This window comes from Lentilactobacillus buchneri, assembly GCF_018314255.1.
Lineage (GTDB): Bacteria > Bacillota > Bacilli > Lactobacillales > Lactobacillaceae > Lentilactobacillus > Lentilactobacillus buchneri.
Genome location: NZ_CP073066.1, coordinates 876,477 through 892,762 on the forward strand (window position 1 = coordinate 876,477; position 16,286 = coordinate 892,762).

15 protein-coding genes are annotated in these 16,286 nt (G+C 45.9%); 5 read left to right on the plus strand and 10 right to left on the minus strand.

What is annotated here, in order from left to right:
• Positions 1–78: 78 nt before the first annotated feature.
• From KE627_RS04330 to KE627_RS04340, 3 genes are read right to left on the minus strand one after another with little or no spacing between them, the layout of a single operon-like run.
• The gene (locus KE627_RS04330; RefSeq protein ID WP_013728806.1) at positions 79–942 is read right to left on the minus strand and encodes a lysophospholipid acyltransferase family protein; all 864 of its coding nucleotides are present in this window, start codon (positions 940–942) and stop codon (positions 79–81) included.
• The gene (locus KE627_RS04335) at positions 939–1,889 is read right to left on the minus strand and encodes a glycosyltransferase family 8 protein (protein ID WP_056938639.1); all 951 of its coding nucleotides are present in this window, start codon (positions 1,887–1,889) and stop codon (positions 939–941) included. The genes KE627_RS04330 and KE627_RS04335 overlap by 4 nt, the downstream gene beginning before the upstream one ends.
• A 17-nt stretch (positions 1,890–1,906) precedes the next feature.
• On the minus strand, positions 1,907–2,683 hold the full coding sequence (locus KE627_RS04340; protein ID WP_013728808.1) for a 1-acyl-sn-glycerol-3-phosphate acyltransferase: 777 nt from the start codon (positions 2,681–2,683) through the stop codon (positions 1,907–1,909).
• Between the two features lie 223 nt (positions 2,684–2,906).
• On the opposite strand from KE627_RS04340, the gene KE627_RS04345 reads away from it, so the two are divergent.
• Complete coding sequence (locus tag KE627_RS04345) at positions 2,907–4,658, plus strand: ABC transporter ATP-binding protein (protein ID WP_056938638.1); 1,752 nt, start codon at positions 2,907–2,909, stop codon at positions 4,656–4,658.
• 630 nt (positions 4,659–5,288) lie between these two features.
• On the opposite strand, the gene KE627_RS04350 is transcribed toward KE627_RS04345, so the two are convergent.
• Both KE627_RS04350 and codA read right to left on the minus strand, forming a co-directional pair.
• A complete protein-coding gene (locus KE627_RS04350; protein WP_082602300.1) occupies positions 5,289–6,167 on the minus strand; it encodes a glycosyltransferase in 879 nt (292 codons plus the stop codon).
• Between the two features lie 121 nt (positions 6,168–6,288).
• Positions 6,289–7,530, minus strand: a complete 1,242-nt coding sequence (gene codA, locus KE627_RS04355) for a cytosine deaminase (protein WP_014940596.1) — start codon at positions 7,528–7,530, stop codon at positions 6,289–6,291.
• Positions 7,531–7,675: 145 nt separating this feature from the next.
• Between codA and KE627_RS04360 the strand changes: the two genes are divergently transcribed.
• Together KE627_RS04360 and KE627_RS04365 are read left to right on the plus strand one after the other, a co-directional pair.
• A complete protein-coding gene (locus KE627_RS04360; protein WP_013728812.1) occupies positions 7,676–9,013 on the plus strand; it encodes a TrkH family potassium uptake protein in 1,338 nt (445 codons plus the stop codon).
• A 226-nt stretch (positions 9,014–9,239) separates the two neighbouring features.
• A complete protein-coding gene (locus KE627_RS04365) occupies positions 9,240–9,905 on the plus strand; it encodes a potassium channel family protein (RefSeq protein ID WP_013728813.1) in 666 nt (221 codons plus the stop codon).
• Positions 9,906–9,981: 76 nt separating this feature from the next.
• On the opposite strand, the gene KE627_RS12440 is transcribed toward KE627_RS04365, so the two are convergent.
• On the minus strand, positions 9,982–10,104 hold the full coding sequence (locus KE627_RS12440) for a hypothetical protein (protein WP_013728814.1): 123 nt from the start codon (positions 10,102–10,104) through the stop codon (positions 9,982–9,984).
• Between the two features lie 162 nt (positions 10,105–10,266).
• Between KE627_RS12440 and thiD the strand changes: the two genes are divergently transcribed.
• On the plus strand, positions 10,267–11,100 hold the full coding sequence (thiD, locus tag KE627_RS04370) for a bifunctional hydroxymethylpyrimidine kinase/phosphomethylpyrimidine kinase (RefSeq protein WP_013728815.1): 834 nt from the start codon (positions 10,267–10,269) through the stop codon (positions 11,098–11,100).
• 152 nt (positions 11,101–11,252) lie between these two features.
• Here the strand turns inward: thiD and KE627_RS04375 are convergent, their stop codons facing one another.
• From KE627_RS04375 to KE627_RS04390, 4 genes are all read right to left on the minus strand, one after another.
• Entirely contained in the window at positions 11,253–12,221 is a 969-nt protein-coding gene (locus KE627_RS04375; protein ID WP_056938636.1) for an aldo/keto reductase family protein, read from the minus strand.
• Between the two features lie 362 nt (positions 12,222–12,583).
• On the minus strand, positions 12,584–14,575 hold the full coding sequence (locus KE627_RS04380; RefSeq protein WP_013728817.1) for a cation:proton antiporter: 1,992 nt from the start codon (positions 14,573–14,575) through the stop codon (positions 12,584–12,586).
• A 116-nt stretch (positions 14,576–14,691) separates the two neighbouring features.
• A complete protein-coding gene (locus tag KE627_RS04385; protein ID WP_013728818.1) occupies positions 14,692–14,871 on the minus strand; it encodes a hypothetical protein in 180 nt (59 codons plus the stop codon).
• A 2-nt stretch (positions 14,872–14,873) separates the two neighbouring features.
• The gene (locus tag KE627_RS04390; RefSeq protein ID WP_013728819.1) at positions 14,874–15,572 is read right to left on the minus strand and encodes an NAD(P)H-dependent oxidoreductase; all 699 of its coding nucleotides are present in this window, start codon (positions 15,570–15,572) and stop codon (positions 14,874–14,876) included.
• Between the two features lie 101 nt (positions 15,573–15,673).
• On the opposite strand from KE627_RS04390, the gene KE627_RS04395 reads away from it, so the two are divergent.
• Complete coding sequence (locus tag KE627_RS04395; protein WP_013728820.1) at positions 15,674–16,096, plus strand: OsmC family protein; 423 nt, start codon at positions 15,674–15,676, stop codon at positions 16,094–16,096.
• Positions 16,097–16,286: the final 190 nt, after the last annotated feature.

A 16,286-nucleotide genomic window follows, 5' to 3' on the forward strand; every position in this document is an offset into this window, starting at 1 on the left:
TATTCGATCCTAAAAAAGGTATGACTGTGAATAAAAGATCATTTTGTTCACGGTCATGCCTTTTTATTGTCCATTTAGTTATTGATAATGACCAGCAATGTCGTCTGGACTAAAATCCTTAGTGAATTGACGATCATAAGCCTTTTCATAGGCAGCAACTTTTTGTTGGTAATCAATTTGGCGCATCTTTTCAGCAGCTTCGCGCTGTGATGTGGCCGACTTTTCAACCGCATCCGGATAAATCGGCGGTAACACATGGACCGTATAGTTGATGCCATGCGGATCCGATTTGGTCGGGGCGTCAACCATCGAAACAAAGCAGGACACGATTGGCACATTCAATCTAACGGCGTAGTAGTATGCTCCCCGCTCAAGCGGCCGCGGTTTGCGATAGTTGAACCACATTTCCCGTTCCGGATAAATTAGAATTGATTGTTTGCGTGCCAAGCTACTTTGCAAAAGGGCAATAAACCCCTTGCCCATGTAATTGACGCTGTCGCTGACAGGTATCGTATCAGCGTATGTCATCAAAAATCCCAGCATCCCGGGCATTTTAAGGTTGGTGAGCTCAACGACAATCGACAAATCAGGTTGATTCAGGGCTGATCGAACCAGCAGGCTGTCAATCGGGCTAAAGTGGTTACAGGTAATGATTGCCGGCCATTCTAAAGCCTTTAAATTGTCAGTTCCCTCAACTTTTAAATTGGGATTCATCATCCTCGCAGCCATATTCATGACCGACCGGGCTTCAGCTGCCCGCCAATGGTAACGTTTAGTTTTGTGAAGCTTCAAGAAGTGGTCCAACACCTCATGCTGCTCGGTGAGTGTCAGCACCGGATCATGTAGTTCGACTTTTTGATTAAATTTTCCCTGACGGACGTTTTCAGCAATGTTTTGAATCACTTTATCACGCTCGCCAAGCTTTACCGGTGTAAAAGTCATAGGGCAATTTTTACTCCTTGCTTGGCCCTTGCGTAAAATGTCGTTGGGGTCTTAATAATATCAACGGCTAATTGAATCAAATCGGACTGATTCTTCTGATCACGGGCAACTTCTTTAGGATTCATATCTGCGAGCTGCTGTTTTAACATGGTCTCGTAATCGGTTTGTTTGGCATAGGTCCAAAAATAGCTTTGTCGAGGGGCATCATCATAGCGCCACGGCTTGGCGAATAAGTTATAGTGAATCAACCAAGGTTCAACATCCTGTGGCGTAGTGATTTGGATGTTCCATGACGGGTTCAAATAATAAATTCGATTTCTCGCGATGGCATTCATGTAGTCCTGATCCGGGGCCAAACTCTTGAAATGGTACTTGTTCAAGAGCTGCAAAAAGTGTTCAGCGAATTTTGAACGGCGCATTTCGGCGAGGTTCATCAACAACACGCCGGAATTAACGTATTTCTGTGAATCAATCCCAACGGCTTGTTCAGCATAGTCAATCGTTTCCGGAGTGTGGCCGATGAAGTGATCCGGCACTGCGCCAACCAAGTTATCACCCAGCTGGGTATCAAATAACTCACCCACATCCTTTAAAACCACCGTGTCTGCATCCAGATAGAGTGCCTTATCCAATTTGGGGAACAATTCAGCAATAAACAGCCGGAAATAAATTGTAAAGGTAAAGTAATCGCTGCGAAGTTTGTTATTCTTATCGGTAATTTCTTGCTTCAAGCGGTCGTTAATTGAAACAAACTGAATTTTGAGGTTGTCCGTTTCAAAGGCTTTAAGCCGCCCTTGATTATCGCTATTGAGATTATCACACAACACAATCACCTGGTAATACCTGTCCGGTGATGTATGCGCGACCAGTGAAGCCAGTGAAACTGCCAAATAAGGTGCATAATTGTCATCGACAGCGTAAAAAATTGGCACAGTTTGATTTTCCATAATGAATCCCCCTTAAATCAATGTGATTGATGCTGGTAGGTCATAAATGACACGTTGCTTTGGTGACTGCGGGTCACCATTTGGGCATGAATCTGATCATGGAGCTTTTGTTGGCGTTGCTTGCGCGGAAGTGACTTGTCCGGCATAAACGGACCGTCAAAGTATACCACCTGCTTGGGTCGGCTAAACAGTCGGCCTTTTTGATATGTAATCGTCATGCTGTAACTGGGCAGATCGGCAGCGACCGGATAATGGAAAGCGCCGACTGGAAACGGACGAATCTTGGTGTAATACGGCCAAACATGGGCTTCGGGATAGATAAACACCCGTTGATGCTGGTCCAATCGAGCATTCATCGCTCGCTGAAATTGAATCATTTGTGATAATTTTGCGGGTAGGATCAATGCCCCACCCATCGTCAAGAGACGGCCGACGATGGGAATACCAAGGTTGGCAGGTTCCGCGATCGGATACGCCCGCCTGGGTACTGCCACCAGCATCGGCAAAAGCGCATCCCCCAGCGGCTGGGTATGATTGGCATAAATGAAGGCGCCCCGTTTGCCTTGGGTGCGCAGACACCGTTTGTTCCGAAAAGACGTCCGCAAATACAGGCGACAATAAACGAAGCTGACAACAACCGCCACCCAGTAGACGACCGTCGCCGTTACGCGGTAAAACCAATTTTGATGCAGCCAAATGTAGCCCTCAGGAATGGTGGCATTTTGATTCTTGGTAAAGACCACGTCATCATCAAAATCATGATACGTAAACACTTTTGATGCCCGTTTAGTCATTGCCAATGTCACCCTTTCTTCCAACAAGTTAAAATCATGAACAGAACCATTCTACCCCAAATATGACATTATTTTATCATACGGGACGTTTAAAAATGGCAATTCACTAAAAATCGTCCTTTAAATGATGAAATTGGTGTAAAATTAAGGCTTGCTATGCTAGGATATTTGGGATAACAATGGATGTATACACATCATTAGAAGGATTTAGGGGATAATTTTGATGCAAGCTCAGTCCAAGAACAATACCAAGTTTAACTTTAAAACATTTATAGGCCTAATCAACCGAATTCACCCCCGTTACTGGCAACTGCTGCTTGGTTTTTTTCTAGGGGTTGTCGCAACGGCGATGCAATTGATGGTTCCCGGCATCGCCAAGGGGATCATCAACTCAATCGGTCATTCAATGGATGTCGGCCTAATTGTTGCCGTCATTTTACTATTCGTTTTCAGTACCATTATCGGAGCCTTTTCCGGTAGTATTTTAGGCTTCTTCGGTGAAGACGTCGTCTATAAGCTGCGAACGACGCTGTGGGATAAGATTTTAACCCTGCCGGTGGGTTATTTTGACCAAACCAAATCTGGCGAAATAACCTCCAGGTTGGTTAATGATTCCACACAGGTCAAGGAACTGCTGGCCAATTCGGTTCCCAAAACCGCAACTTCGATTCTGCAATTGGTTGGCGCATTGGTCTTAATGCTCATCATGGACTGGCGGATGACTATCATTATGTTTATCGCCGTTCCACTCGTCTTGATCTGCCTGCTGCCAATTGTCCGCCAATCCCACAAAGTTGCCAGAGCGAGACAGGACGCACTGGCAGATCTCAATGGTAAAGCTGGCGAAATGCTGGGCGAAGTCCGTCTGGTTAAATCGTCTACGGCGGAAAACTTAGAACGAACAGCCGGCGACAAACGGATGTATCGACTTTATCGCATCGGACTAAAAGAAGCGATCTATGATTCGATTGCCGGACCTGTCATGGGCATGGTCATGATGGCCATGGTCCTGGGAATTCTGGGCTATGGTGCGATCCGGGTTCGGGAAGGTGCCATTGATATTGGGACCTTATTTTCATTTCTGATGTACCTGGTTCAAATGATTAGTCCATTTGCGGTTCTCGGCCAATTCATGTCTGATGTTGCCAAGGCAAGTGGCTCAACCACTCGAATCCAGGCATTATTGCAAACCCATGAAGAAGATCATCTGACTGGAACGGATTTGGATATTGGCGATCAAACACTTCAGATGAACCACGTCAGTTTTTCTTATGATCAGCATCACCCCATTTTATCTGACGTGTCGTTTACGGCAGAACCCAATTCGGTCATTGCCTTTGCCGGTCCATCCGGCGGTGGCAAATCAACCATTTTCAGCTTAATTGAACGCTTTTATGAACCTAACGAGGGCAGCATCACGATCGGCAATACCAATATTACTGATATTCAACTTGCCGATTGGCGCCAGCAAATCGGCCTGGTCGGCCAAGACGCTGCGATCATGTCTGGAACGATTCGTTACAATTTAACCTATGGTTTGCCGGGACATTTTTCCGATGATCAGCTTTGGCATGTCTTGGAAATGGCTTACGCAACGCAATTTGTCCAAAAGATGCCCCAGGGCTTGGACACGGAAGTCGGTGAGCGTGGCGTCAAGGTATCGGGTGGCCAACGTCAACGATTGGCGATTGCCCGGGCCTTCCTGCGTAATCCAAAAATCTTAATGTTGGATGAAGCAACGGCGAGCCTGGATTCCGAGTCCGAAATGATGGTCCAAAAAGCGCTGGACCAATTGATGGCCAATCGAACAACATTGGTGATCGCCCACAGGCTAAGCACAATTACCAACGCCGACGAAATTTATTTCATAGAAAACGGTAAGGTAACGGGCCAGGGAACCCACCAGCAGTTGGTGAAAACAACTCCTTTGTATAGGGAGTATGTGAACAATCAGAGCGCGACAAGACCCGGTTAGGGACCGGAGTACAAAGAGAATCAGGCCATGATGAACGTTCCTTGTTCATCGTGGCCTGATTCTTTTTGTACAGTAGGTTCCTGGGTCGTCGGAGCGTATTTTAAAAGCTGAAGGATTCTCAAAAGAGCATAATCACACCACAGCGCGACAAGCAACGGGTGAGGCGGTTTCTAAGGGTACTTTGATTGAAGTCCCTGGGTTTGGGACTTTAATTAAAGTGCACTTAGAAGTTAGCCTCAGTTGCGTCGGAGCGTATTTTAAAGGCCGGAGGGAGCTCAAAAGAGCATAACCGCACCACTGCGCGACAAGACCCGGTTAGGACCCACCAAGTAGGCTAGGCCGTTTTCATCCGGCCGTCGGAACATAAGTGAGAAAAATCAATGATGAACGGTCTTTGTTCATCGTTGATTTTTTTTCGCTTATGTGGCTGGGTCCTGGGTCGTCGGAGCGTATTTCAAAAGCGGCAGGAATCTCAAAATCCCCTAACCACGCCAACCAATTGATAACACTTCCACCCCCTGCGCACCAATCCAATCAAGACAAAATATAAAAAGAGCCAATCATTCCAAAAACAGGAATAATCAGCTCGTTCATTAAGATTCTAAGAGCAACACATCTCGCATCGCACCCTCACTCAGTTTTCAATTCCCCTTCAGCATCCAATTCAGCCATAATCTCCTGATACTCGGCTAAAATATCATCATATTCATGCAAATGAAGTTGCTGGTGAACTTTATCAACTTCCCAAGGCTTGACCGAAACCGTGTGGACGATCGGCCATAATTTCCAGCGGGTGGAGAAATGCTGAAAAACGGTGTCAGATTGAACATCCTGCTGCTCATTGTATTTTTCAGGGGCAAAAGCCTTGTGCTTGGCCAGCTTATTCATCGCGGACTGGTCCGGCATAATCATCGGCCATTTTCGGCAGCATTCCCGGCAGCGGGCCAGTAATTTGTCTTGGCGGATCATGTCCAGATTCATCAGGAGCATCCCCGAGTTGATGTAATCAAATGCTCTAAGTTGATGATGGAAGAACCAACGGCCGTAATGATCCAAGACACCAACAAAATCAGTTCCAGCCAGTGATTGATGATAAAAATCTTCAAACGGCCGGCGACACACAACGTCAGCGTCCAAATACAGAATTCGGTCTGAAAATTGCGGCACCAAATCACTATACAGCCGCAACATGCTATAGGGCGTGAATAACGTGTTGATGTTAGCCTTGGGCAAATCCGCCTCAAACTGAGCGGTAATGTCAATTTTGGTAACGCCGCTATCGACATCTTCCCGCTTCACCAGTTGATCCAAAAAGGCTGCGTGATCGTCAGTCAGCACTTGAAATTGCTGATGACGATTATACAATTGTCCAGTTAAAATGTAGATGTTGAGTGGTTCTTGCGCGTGTTTTGTCAGTGAGAGGATTGAAATAATCAACCCCGAAAACATGTGGTCATCTCCACAGTATAAAATATCCAAACCGCATTCATCCCCCAATTCGTGTCTCATCAATCAAAGTGTGTCATATTTCCAGAGAAATGGCAACCAATGACCTTGGAAATCCCCCACAATTCAAAAAGAGCACCCAGCCGACGCAGCAATGTGTGTCAAAAGGCTGAGTGCTTTTAAATTAATCTTCGAAATAGTTTTTGACTTGTTTGGGCTCAGTTTGAACCAGAATCTTACCATTATGAATGGAGTAAAGAATTTCTGAGCGTTCATTTAAGGCGTTGTAGAAATTGTCATTATTCATAATGATACAATTAGCCGGTTTACCGACCTGGATCCCGTAGTGGCCAGTGATATGCATCGCCTTGGCACCGTTGGTCGTAATAAACTGATAGGAATTCATAATATCGTCGTACCCCATCAAATGGCCAACGTGAATCCCCATTTCAACCGGGTCGAGCATGTTACCATTGCCCATGGGATACCAAGGATCCTTGATGTCGTCTTCACCAAAGGCAACGTTGATGCCATCCTCAGATAACTCTTTAACCCGAGTCATCCCCCGCCGCTTTGGGTAGGTATCAAAGCGGCCGCCAAGGTTAGTATTCACTAACGGATTGGCAATGAAATTGATGTGAGACATTTTCAGGAGTCTAAACAACTTGTAAGTATAGGCGTCGTTATACGATCCCATGGCAGTGGTGTGGCTGGCGGTAACTTTGTCACCCATGCCGCTTTCAAGTGCCAAGGTGGCCAAGACTTCCAGGTTTCGTGAAGCCGGGTCGTCAATCTCATCGCAATGAACGTCGACCAGTTTGCCCTTGCTTTCGGCAACTTTCATCAAGAATTTGAGTGACTCAACGCCGTAGTCGCGGGTAAATTCAAAGTGGGGAATCCCGCCAATCACGTCGGCTCCCATGTCGGCAGCGGCAATCATCAATTCCTTGCCATTTGGATAGGATAAAATGCCTTCTTGGGGAAAGGCCACCAGCTGGAGTTCCACTTGATCGGCAACCTCGTCACGGACCTCAATTAAAGCCTTTAAAGCCGTCAAATCGGGATCGGTCACGTCAACATGGCTGCGGACAAATTGAATCCCGTTGGCAACCTGAATCTTAAGAGCTTTTTTTGCTCGCGTCTTGACATCATCAATCGTCAGCTTTTTCTTTCGCTCACTCCAAATTCGAATGCCATCAAATAAGGTGCCGGATTGATTCCATTCAGGATCACCGGCCGTTTGGGTTGCATCCAAATGAACATGGGGATCCACAAACGGCGGCAACAACAGCTTGTCGGTGGCGTCAATCACCTGTTCACCGTCGCCGGGTTGAATTGAGGCGGCAATTTTGACGAACTTGCCATCCTCAATTTTGACATCTCTGGTTTCTTCAGCGTTTTCAATATGGACATTTTTTATCAGCATCAGATTATCCCTCACAATCAAGTATTTAATAACATTATAGTCTATTTTAACGCCGGAGTTGGGCGCAATCGGTGGAATGTGCGATAATACAGATGACATCATTATTAGAAATTGGCATTTCTGCCAAGTGAAAGGTACTGATTCTTTGAACTTAAAAACCAGGTTGGCACTCCCGCAGATTTTAACATTGGGATTTCTCATCATCATTCTGGTGGGAACTTTTCTGCTATCGCTGCCAATTGCCAGCAAATCCGGTCACATGACCGGCTACATTAACGCTTTCTTTACGGCAACTTCGGCCACCTGCGTCACTGGGATGACCGTCGTCAATACCGCGCTTCATTGGAGCGTTTTCGGCAAAATTGTCATCTTGATGCTCGTGGAAATCGGTGGTCTGGGATTCATGACCTTTGCGGTTCTCCTGTTTGTTTTCATGCGCCGAAAAGTTGATCTGACAACCCGGTTGTTGACCCAGCAATCGCTAAACCTGCAGTCATTTGCCAATACCAGTTCGGTTGTGTTTTTGGTGGTCCGGATTTCTTTGGCGATTCAAGTGTTGGGAACGGCACTGATTTTTATCGATTTTTATCCCCGGTACGGGTTTGCCAAAGGCTTGGGTTACAGCATTTTTCATTCAATCAGCGCCTTTTGTAACGCCGGGTTTGACTTGTACGATAACAGTTTGGAACAATTTCAGACCGATCCATACCTGCTCTTTGTCTTGACGATTTTGATTATTTCGGGCTCACTGGGCTTTCTAGTCTGGAAGGATATCCTTTTCTACAAAGAAGATCATCATTTAAGTCTACATACCAAATTAGCGTTGACGACTTATCTGGGACTGATCGGTCTCAGTTTTGTGGTGTATATGCTGACGGAAGGCAACTTCGGCCAGGAAAGTCATTTGACCATGTTCCAGCGAATCATGAATACCTGGTTTTTGGCGGTCACTCCGCGAACGGCCGGCTTTTACACCTTGCCGGTCACCCATATCACAATGGGTGGGATGTTCTTTACCATGATTTTGATGCTGATTGGCGGAACCCCCGGATCAACTGCCGGTGGTATCAAAACAACCACGGTCGGCATCCTGCTGATCAGAGTGTGGTCAACACTACGCGGCAAACGGGACGCAACTTTTTGGGGCCGACGGTTCAGTAACGACAACGTTACCCGTTCATTGTCACTGGTCTTCTTGGTGGCAGTGGTCTTGTCGATAGCAACGATGATTCTAACATTTACGGAAACGATCCCGAAAACTCAGGGATTGGAATACATCACATTTGACGTCATCTCGGCATTCGGTACCACCGGCTTTAGCCTGGGCCTGGTGGCGCACCTGAGTGTCGTCGGTAAATTAATTTTTGCGGCGCTGATGTTCATGGGCAGAGTGGGTATCTTTACGGTAATGTATTCACTGCTCAACTCAAAGCGCCCGGAAGATGCTTTCCGGTATCCGGAGGAGAATGTGATGATTGGGTAAGAGTGCGGACTAGGGCGGTTAGCAACCGTAGTCTAAGGTACTTCCAACGGAAATCGAGTTTGATTTTCGTTGGAAGTATCTTAGGCGCAGGTTGCTGCCCTAGGGAGCACGCCTCCACTAGGTAAAATAAAAGCACTAACACCTCTAAGTGCAATGAGTGTTATGAATCATATTTTCAAGCTAAACACTATTAAAAATTAACCCAACAACCAAAAGGAGCAAAACAATGAAACAAAACTACGCAGTCATCGGCCTAGGCCTCTTCGGTTCCAGTATCGTCAACACCTTGCTGGAACACGACCAGGAGGTTCTGGTCATTGATAAAAGTGAAGCTCGGGTCAACGAATTTCGTGACCGGGCAACCGAAGCAATCGTAGCCGATACGCAAAATGAGTTAGCCTTAAACCAACTGGGCATCGGGAACTTTGACAACGTCTTTGTCGCCATTGGAACCGATCTGGAAGCCAGTATCATGACCACCATGATTTGTGAAGAATTAGGCGTGAAGAACCTGATCTGTAAGGCTGAAAATGCCCGCCATGCAAAAGTCCTGGAAAAATTAGGTGCTGATGAAGTCATCCAGCCGGAACGAGACATGGGTCAGCGGATTGCCCTGCACGTCATGGAGCCTAAGATTCTCAATGATTTGAAGCTAAAGGGTGAATTGTCGGTGATTGAATTTGAACTGACCAATCCAAAACTCTTTAACAAGACGCTCAAGGAACTCAACTTAACCAATCGCTACAAAATTTCTGTCATCGCCCTTTCCCACGCGGACGAGAACGGTGCAATTATCCCGAATCAATCAACGATTACCAAACCCGGTGACATTGTCACGATTATTGGAACCGAGAAAGATGTCGAAGCATTTGAAGCCGTGGCCACGGCATAAAAATAGAGTCAGACAGCTTGGTTAGCTGACTGACTCCTATTTAGTGTGTATCATGATGTTAAACAAATACAAAAAATTACTTAGCAGGCTTTTGCTTCAAGAAATGTTGCAAGTCTGATAATTCTTTGTTTCGCTTAATATCTTTTTTACGGTTAACTGGACGACGTCCTTGTACGCCGTGTGGATGACAAATTCGCATAATTAGACTCTCCTTATTTTGTATTATGATTTCATAATTCCAATAGACTAAATTATTATAATACAAGTTTAGGTTGGAACGCAAATCAATCTGCGGTTTCTCTATGATTTCTAATGAAATGTGGTATTCTTAATAATTAAATGAACAGTTGAGGTGATTAATTTGACAGAACAATATCCACAGGCACTGACAATTGCGGGCTCTGACAGCGATGGCAGTGCCGGCATGCAGGCTGATTTACATACATTTTTTAGACGGCACATCTACGGAACGGCCGTTATGACCGCCGCGGTGGCAGGAAATAGTTACGGGATTCATGATTCGGTAACCCTGCCGACATCTTTTATTGACCAGGAATTTAAAGATTTGGCCGACGATTACCATGTTCGGGCAAGCAAAACCGGGATGCTGGCCGACACAGAGTTGATTCGCACCGTCATCAAGAACTATCAAAAATACGATTTCGGCCCATTGGTGGTTGATCCGGTGATTACCACCAAGCATGGTAACATGCTCTTGGAACAAAGCGCCTACCAGACGCTTCGCGATGAGCTGATCCCGCTGGCAACCGTCATCACTCCCAACTTCTTTGAAGCCCAAAAATTGGCTGAAATGGACATCGACACTCAGGATGACATGGTCACTGCAGCCCAGAAACTAAAGGATCTGGGTGCCGCCAACATCATGATCAAAGGCAGCCACCACAAACCCGGCCAAAAAGAAGTGTCCGATTATGTCCTCCTCGAATCCGGGAAAAGTTTCTGGCTGACTGGTGACTTCTTCGATACTGACCGTAAAAACGGGACCGGCGACAGTTTGTCCGCATGTATCGCTGCCGAATTAGCCCGTGGTAACGACGTCGAAACTGCTGTTCGCATTGCTAAAAAGTTTGTTGACGTGGCAATTGAAAATAAGATCCAAGTTGGCCACAAATTTGGGCCGATTAACCACTGGGCACCGGGATATCCCGATCCTGAACAATCAAACAATTCCTAATAGCGACCTCCATTATCGGATAGGTCGCATCATAACCAGATCGGCAGAAAGGCCTGGGCAAAACTAACGATTTTGCTCAGGCCTTTTTACTATCTTAATATTACCTAGCCGAATAGTGGGAAGCTAAGCACTTGTTTTACCACACTGTTCTGTTACCCAATATGTCTTTCAAACTTTTTGAATCCAAATAACTTGTCGATTCGGCCAAAGTATTCTTCTGGGATTTCCAAATCAACCGCCTTCAAATTATTTTCAAGTTGGCTGGGCTTGCTGGCACCAGTAATCAAGCTACTGATTCGTGGATCACGCATTGTCCAAGCTAAAGCGAAGGTCGCCAAATCAGTGTCCAACTCATTTGCCATCTTAATCAGTTCTTCAACCTTATCTAAATTGTCATCCGTTAACAGCGCTTGGATTTGATCTTGATAAGTTGCTCGTGATCCGGCTGGAATCTTGTGGCCCTTACGATACTTGCCAGTCAGCAACCCTTGGGAAAGCGGCGAAAATGGGACGATCCCCAAGCCAAGTTTTTCGCAGACATCCATCAGTTCATGCTCAATGTAGCGATCAAACATGTTATATTGCGGCTGAACCACAGACATCGGGTGCAAGCCCAACTTTTGAATCACTAATTGTGCTTCCAAAATTTGTATTGGGCGCCACTCACTGACACCGTAATAGAGAATCTTGCCTTGGTCGACGAGATCACTCAAAGCAGTTAAAGTTTCTGCCAATGGTGTGTTGGGATCAAATCGGTGGCAGAAGTACAGATCCAGGTAATCAGTCTGGAGATTCGTCAACGACTGATCAATCGATTCCATAATATGTTTGCGCGAAAGCCCACGGTCGTTGACTCCGGGACCTGTCGGAAAGTAAACCTTACTTGAAAGAACGATTTCTTTTCGTGGAAATTCTTTGAGTGCCTTGCCTAAAAACCATTCGGCTGCCCCACCACTGTATGCGTCAGCGCAATCAAAAAAGTTGATGCCTTTGCTATAAGCCAGTTTCAAACTCTGATCGGCCAAATCCTGCTTGGCTGAATCACTCACGTCGGTCATCCAGCTGCCTAAAGCCAATTCACTGACTTTGAGGCCTTGTTTACCTAAATTGCGGTATTTCATTTTGTTTCCTCTCCTCATTTTGATTTGTTAGTTTATATCTTGAGTTTAGCGCTTCGAGTGTACTTGAAGTAAAGGACATTTAGTCAAAAAAATCGTTTTGGGCGCTGTTACTTTGCTGAGTTGTGCTACCCAGGCAGGCCTGGTCCTGTAACTTCGGGGGTTGTTTGACTGTTATCTTTAGGGATTTTCACTGTTACTTTGTTGAATTGTGCTACGCAGGCCAGACTCCTCCGCTTAGATAAATAGGACCCTTTGATGCAAGACCAGCATCAAAGGGTCCTATTCACCTAATGCTCGGAGTCTAACCGGCCTGGTGCGCACACTGTTTTTTGCACCGCGATCAACCCGAGTCTTGTCGCACACTAATCCCTGAACAACTCCATATTCTGCAAATAAGTCATCTCATCAGTCGAAATCCGCGTTTGCAGCTTTTCTGCCAAAGCGGCATCAATTTTTCCGGTCGTCAAAGAGTTTTGAATCAGCTCATACTCGCTATGGAACGCCCGCATGAACATCTGGTAGACAATGTCCATATCAACATCCTGGCCATTAATTCGCCGATGCCTGGTTCGATAGAATCGCTTGACCATGTTGGTCTCGACACCATTTTCGCCCTGCTTGGTCTTCAAAAAGTCCATGACCGCGTTAAATCCGGCTTCCTCAATTGGGAGGATATTTTCACCATGCTTTTCAAATTGCTCGCGCCAATAGACTTCTTCCAAAGCCACTGGAGCGGTTAAAAACGCCTCTTGAGCACGGTTCAGATCCTTATACAGTCTACCAACATGCAGACTAAACCTAATTCTCAATAAGACATTTTTCCAAATCTTCTCATCCGCAGAAAAATTATTCAAGTTCAAAAATTTTGTATAATACGTCAGCTCATCCTGAGAAATTTTACCGTCATCAAACATCTTCTGAACGGTCTTCAGCTCCACTTGGTGGCTCTCACTCATCAACTGCCTACGCAAATGGAAATTCGGCGTGCTGTCCAAGACCAACTGCTGCTGAAGCGAATCAATGACCACCTGTGCCTCGGCTGGGTGCTCCTTTTCTTTCAGCAGGTCACTAATTGCGGCTTGAATCATCCGTTTAACCCAACGATACCGAGGCTGCTGCCGATCTTGACTCGGTAAAATGATTGGAACAAAAATCGTCGGCATAATAAGACTGGTTAAGATAACCACCGCAGCGACAAAAATCATGATGCCCCGGAACTCAAACGGCTGGCCATTAACCGTGTTAGGCATCGAGAAAGCCAGTGAGAGGGTAATTGTCCCGTTCGCTCCGCTAAGTGCCATGACGAGGCTGTCACGCCACTCATGGTTCGATTTAACACGACGCTTGAGCATATATCTGCTCCAAACCAGTCTCAAGGTTCCTTTTACCGCATAAACGCCAATCCCAATCAGAATTAACTTCAAAATATTCAGATCAGGATTTGGAGATTGGTGAAGTGCCTGAATAACTTCCGGCAACGACAGGCCCAGCAGCACGAACACAATCCCGGATAATGCTCCGGAAACGACTTCCCAGACGTTGCTGGTAACCAGCTGCATCCGCGATGAAGTTAACCGTAATTTGTCACGTTCAGATCCCTGAACCAGCCCGGCGGCGACAACCGCCAAGATGCCTGACAATGCTAATTTTTCTGCCAGCAAATACACTAAAAATGGAGACATCAATTGGATCAACACCATGATAATCGGCGTATCGTCGTTATAACGAATCAAAAACAGCCGGGCACTGACAATCGCAACTCCGATCAGGCTCCCAAATAACAAGCCGCCTAAAAATTCCCAGAGAAACATCGCAACGGCCAGTTTTAACGAAAAGGTCCCCGAGACAAAGGCAGTCAGCGACAAGTCAAACAGCACAATGCCGGCCGCGTCGTTAAACAGCGACTCGTGCTGCAAGATCCCTGCCTGCTCTTCAGCAATCGGATTGGCCTCAAAAATCGAATTAACCGCTGAAGCATCAGTTGGCGTGACAATCGCCAGCAATGCAAAGCATAGCGTTAGCGGCAGGATGGTCATGACGGCGTGTAGGCCTGAGCCGACCACCAAAACGGTGACCAGTACCAGCCCAACTGCCAGCGACAAAATGTTGGTGATCGACCGGCCAATCCAAAACCGTGAACTGTTTTGAGCCTCATTAAACAGCATCGGCGCGATAATTGCCAAGGCAAACGTCGACGGGTCCAAATGGAAATTGCGGTATACCGGCAGAACCGCCAGCAGAATCCCCAGCAAAATCAGGAAAAATGGCAGCGGAATAAACGAGACGTGTCGCGCGAGAATATTAGCAAATACGACCGCAGCCAAAATGATGGTCAGTAGTAGTACCATGTCCATTACATTCACCCCTCCGCTTCAATATCGATTCTAGTTTATCACTGATTGGACAAAAAAAGCCGTGTCGACACTTGGACACGGCTTACAGATGAAAGGCAGATATATTTCTATTTAACCTACCACTTATCCGGGCTCCAAATCCGCCCGTCCAACTCATCTTGTGATTGCTGCGCTCGCTTTTCCTGCTCCTTAGCCAACGCAATAGCTGCTTGATAAATCGATTTATTAACAAATGATTGGTCAGCTTCCTTTAGTTGGGTCAGCTGTTGAACCAACCAATCCGTTGTATCACTCATCCCTATTCCTCCTGATCGCGAATCATTTTCACGTCTTGTTTTAAACTTTCAACATTATTTTGTTGGTCTTCAATGGAGTTGATCACCAAATCAATGGCCTGCTGAAGGTCCGCTGACTTATCTGATTTGGTATCCTGCAGCCGAGCGACCAGCCACTGTTCGCGGTTGGCCAAACTCAACGGCATCTCGGCACTCAAGTATTCCAGATAGTCGACCAGCAACTTCTCTTTTTGGGCCGGATCCAAATAACCAAATTGATTAACAACAAACGGCTTTAGGTAGGTCATCCCTGCTTTATTAGCAAACGCCTGAAATGGGCGCAGCAGTTCGGAAACGGTAAACTGCTCCGGGCCCCCGGCTTGGAAGTCGGCCTCGGCATCCCCCAATGAGACGACGATTCCCAATTCTTTCGTCTTTAAGGATCGTTTGGCAACGATATAGTTTCTGGTGAAAACATCGTCCATGAATCGTTTTAAGCTCGCCGGGGATGAGTACCAGTACATTGGAAATTGAAAAACAATCCGGTCAAAATCCCGCAGTGCATTTTGTTCCTTCTCGATGTCGATTGTCCCGGTTGCTGTATATAATTCATCAATCACCTGGTATTTCACGTCGTCCAGGGAATAAAAGCTGGTTTTAAGAAATTGTTGCGTTCCCGAATCCTCAAATTGAGGATGGGAAATTAAGATCAATGTTTTCATTGTTATCCTACGCCTTTCATAAGCCTTTTTCATTTCGTTTCCACTTAAAATCATCTATATTAAGATTGTAAACCAAATCATAATCAAAGGAGAGTTAAACTATGGCAATTTATAACGTTCATACTACCTTAAGAGACATTGGAGCTCAAACAATTAACACTGCGGGGGTCCATCAGTTTGTGGCAGACGAGCCCACCAAATTCCGTGGCACCGATGCCGGCCCCAACCCGGTTCAATACTTGCTGGGCGCTGTGGGTGCCTGTCTGGGTGCCAGCGCCGCATCATTGGTTCACCGCCCCGGTTCCAATATTAAAGTGGAAGAATTTGAAGTCGAAGTTACCGGCGAAACAGAACGTTTTGCCGACAAGTCTTCACGGGTCAAAAGTATTCATGTGAAATTGACCTGCCACACCAACTTGGATAAGGAAGGCAACGATCGATTCATCGAGGATACCATTCATCTGTGCACCGTCCACAATACTTTGAAAGATTCCGTGGAATTTACCTTTGAGATTACGGATTAATTTCGATTTAATTGAAGAATAACATTACTGATACCGTTAGCACTTCATATTATGGAGTGCTAATTTTATTTTCTACAATTTAGTAAATTGTCTTGCGAACATTGGTGTACAAGCGTTTCTGGCAATTAAATTTTTGTGTTAATTGTTTGACCTCATTACCAATATATGATACTATATAGTTGTTCGAAAG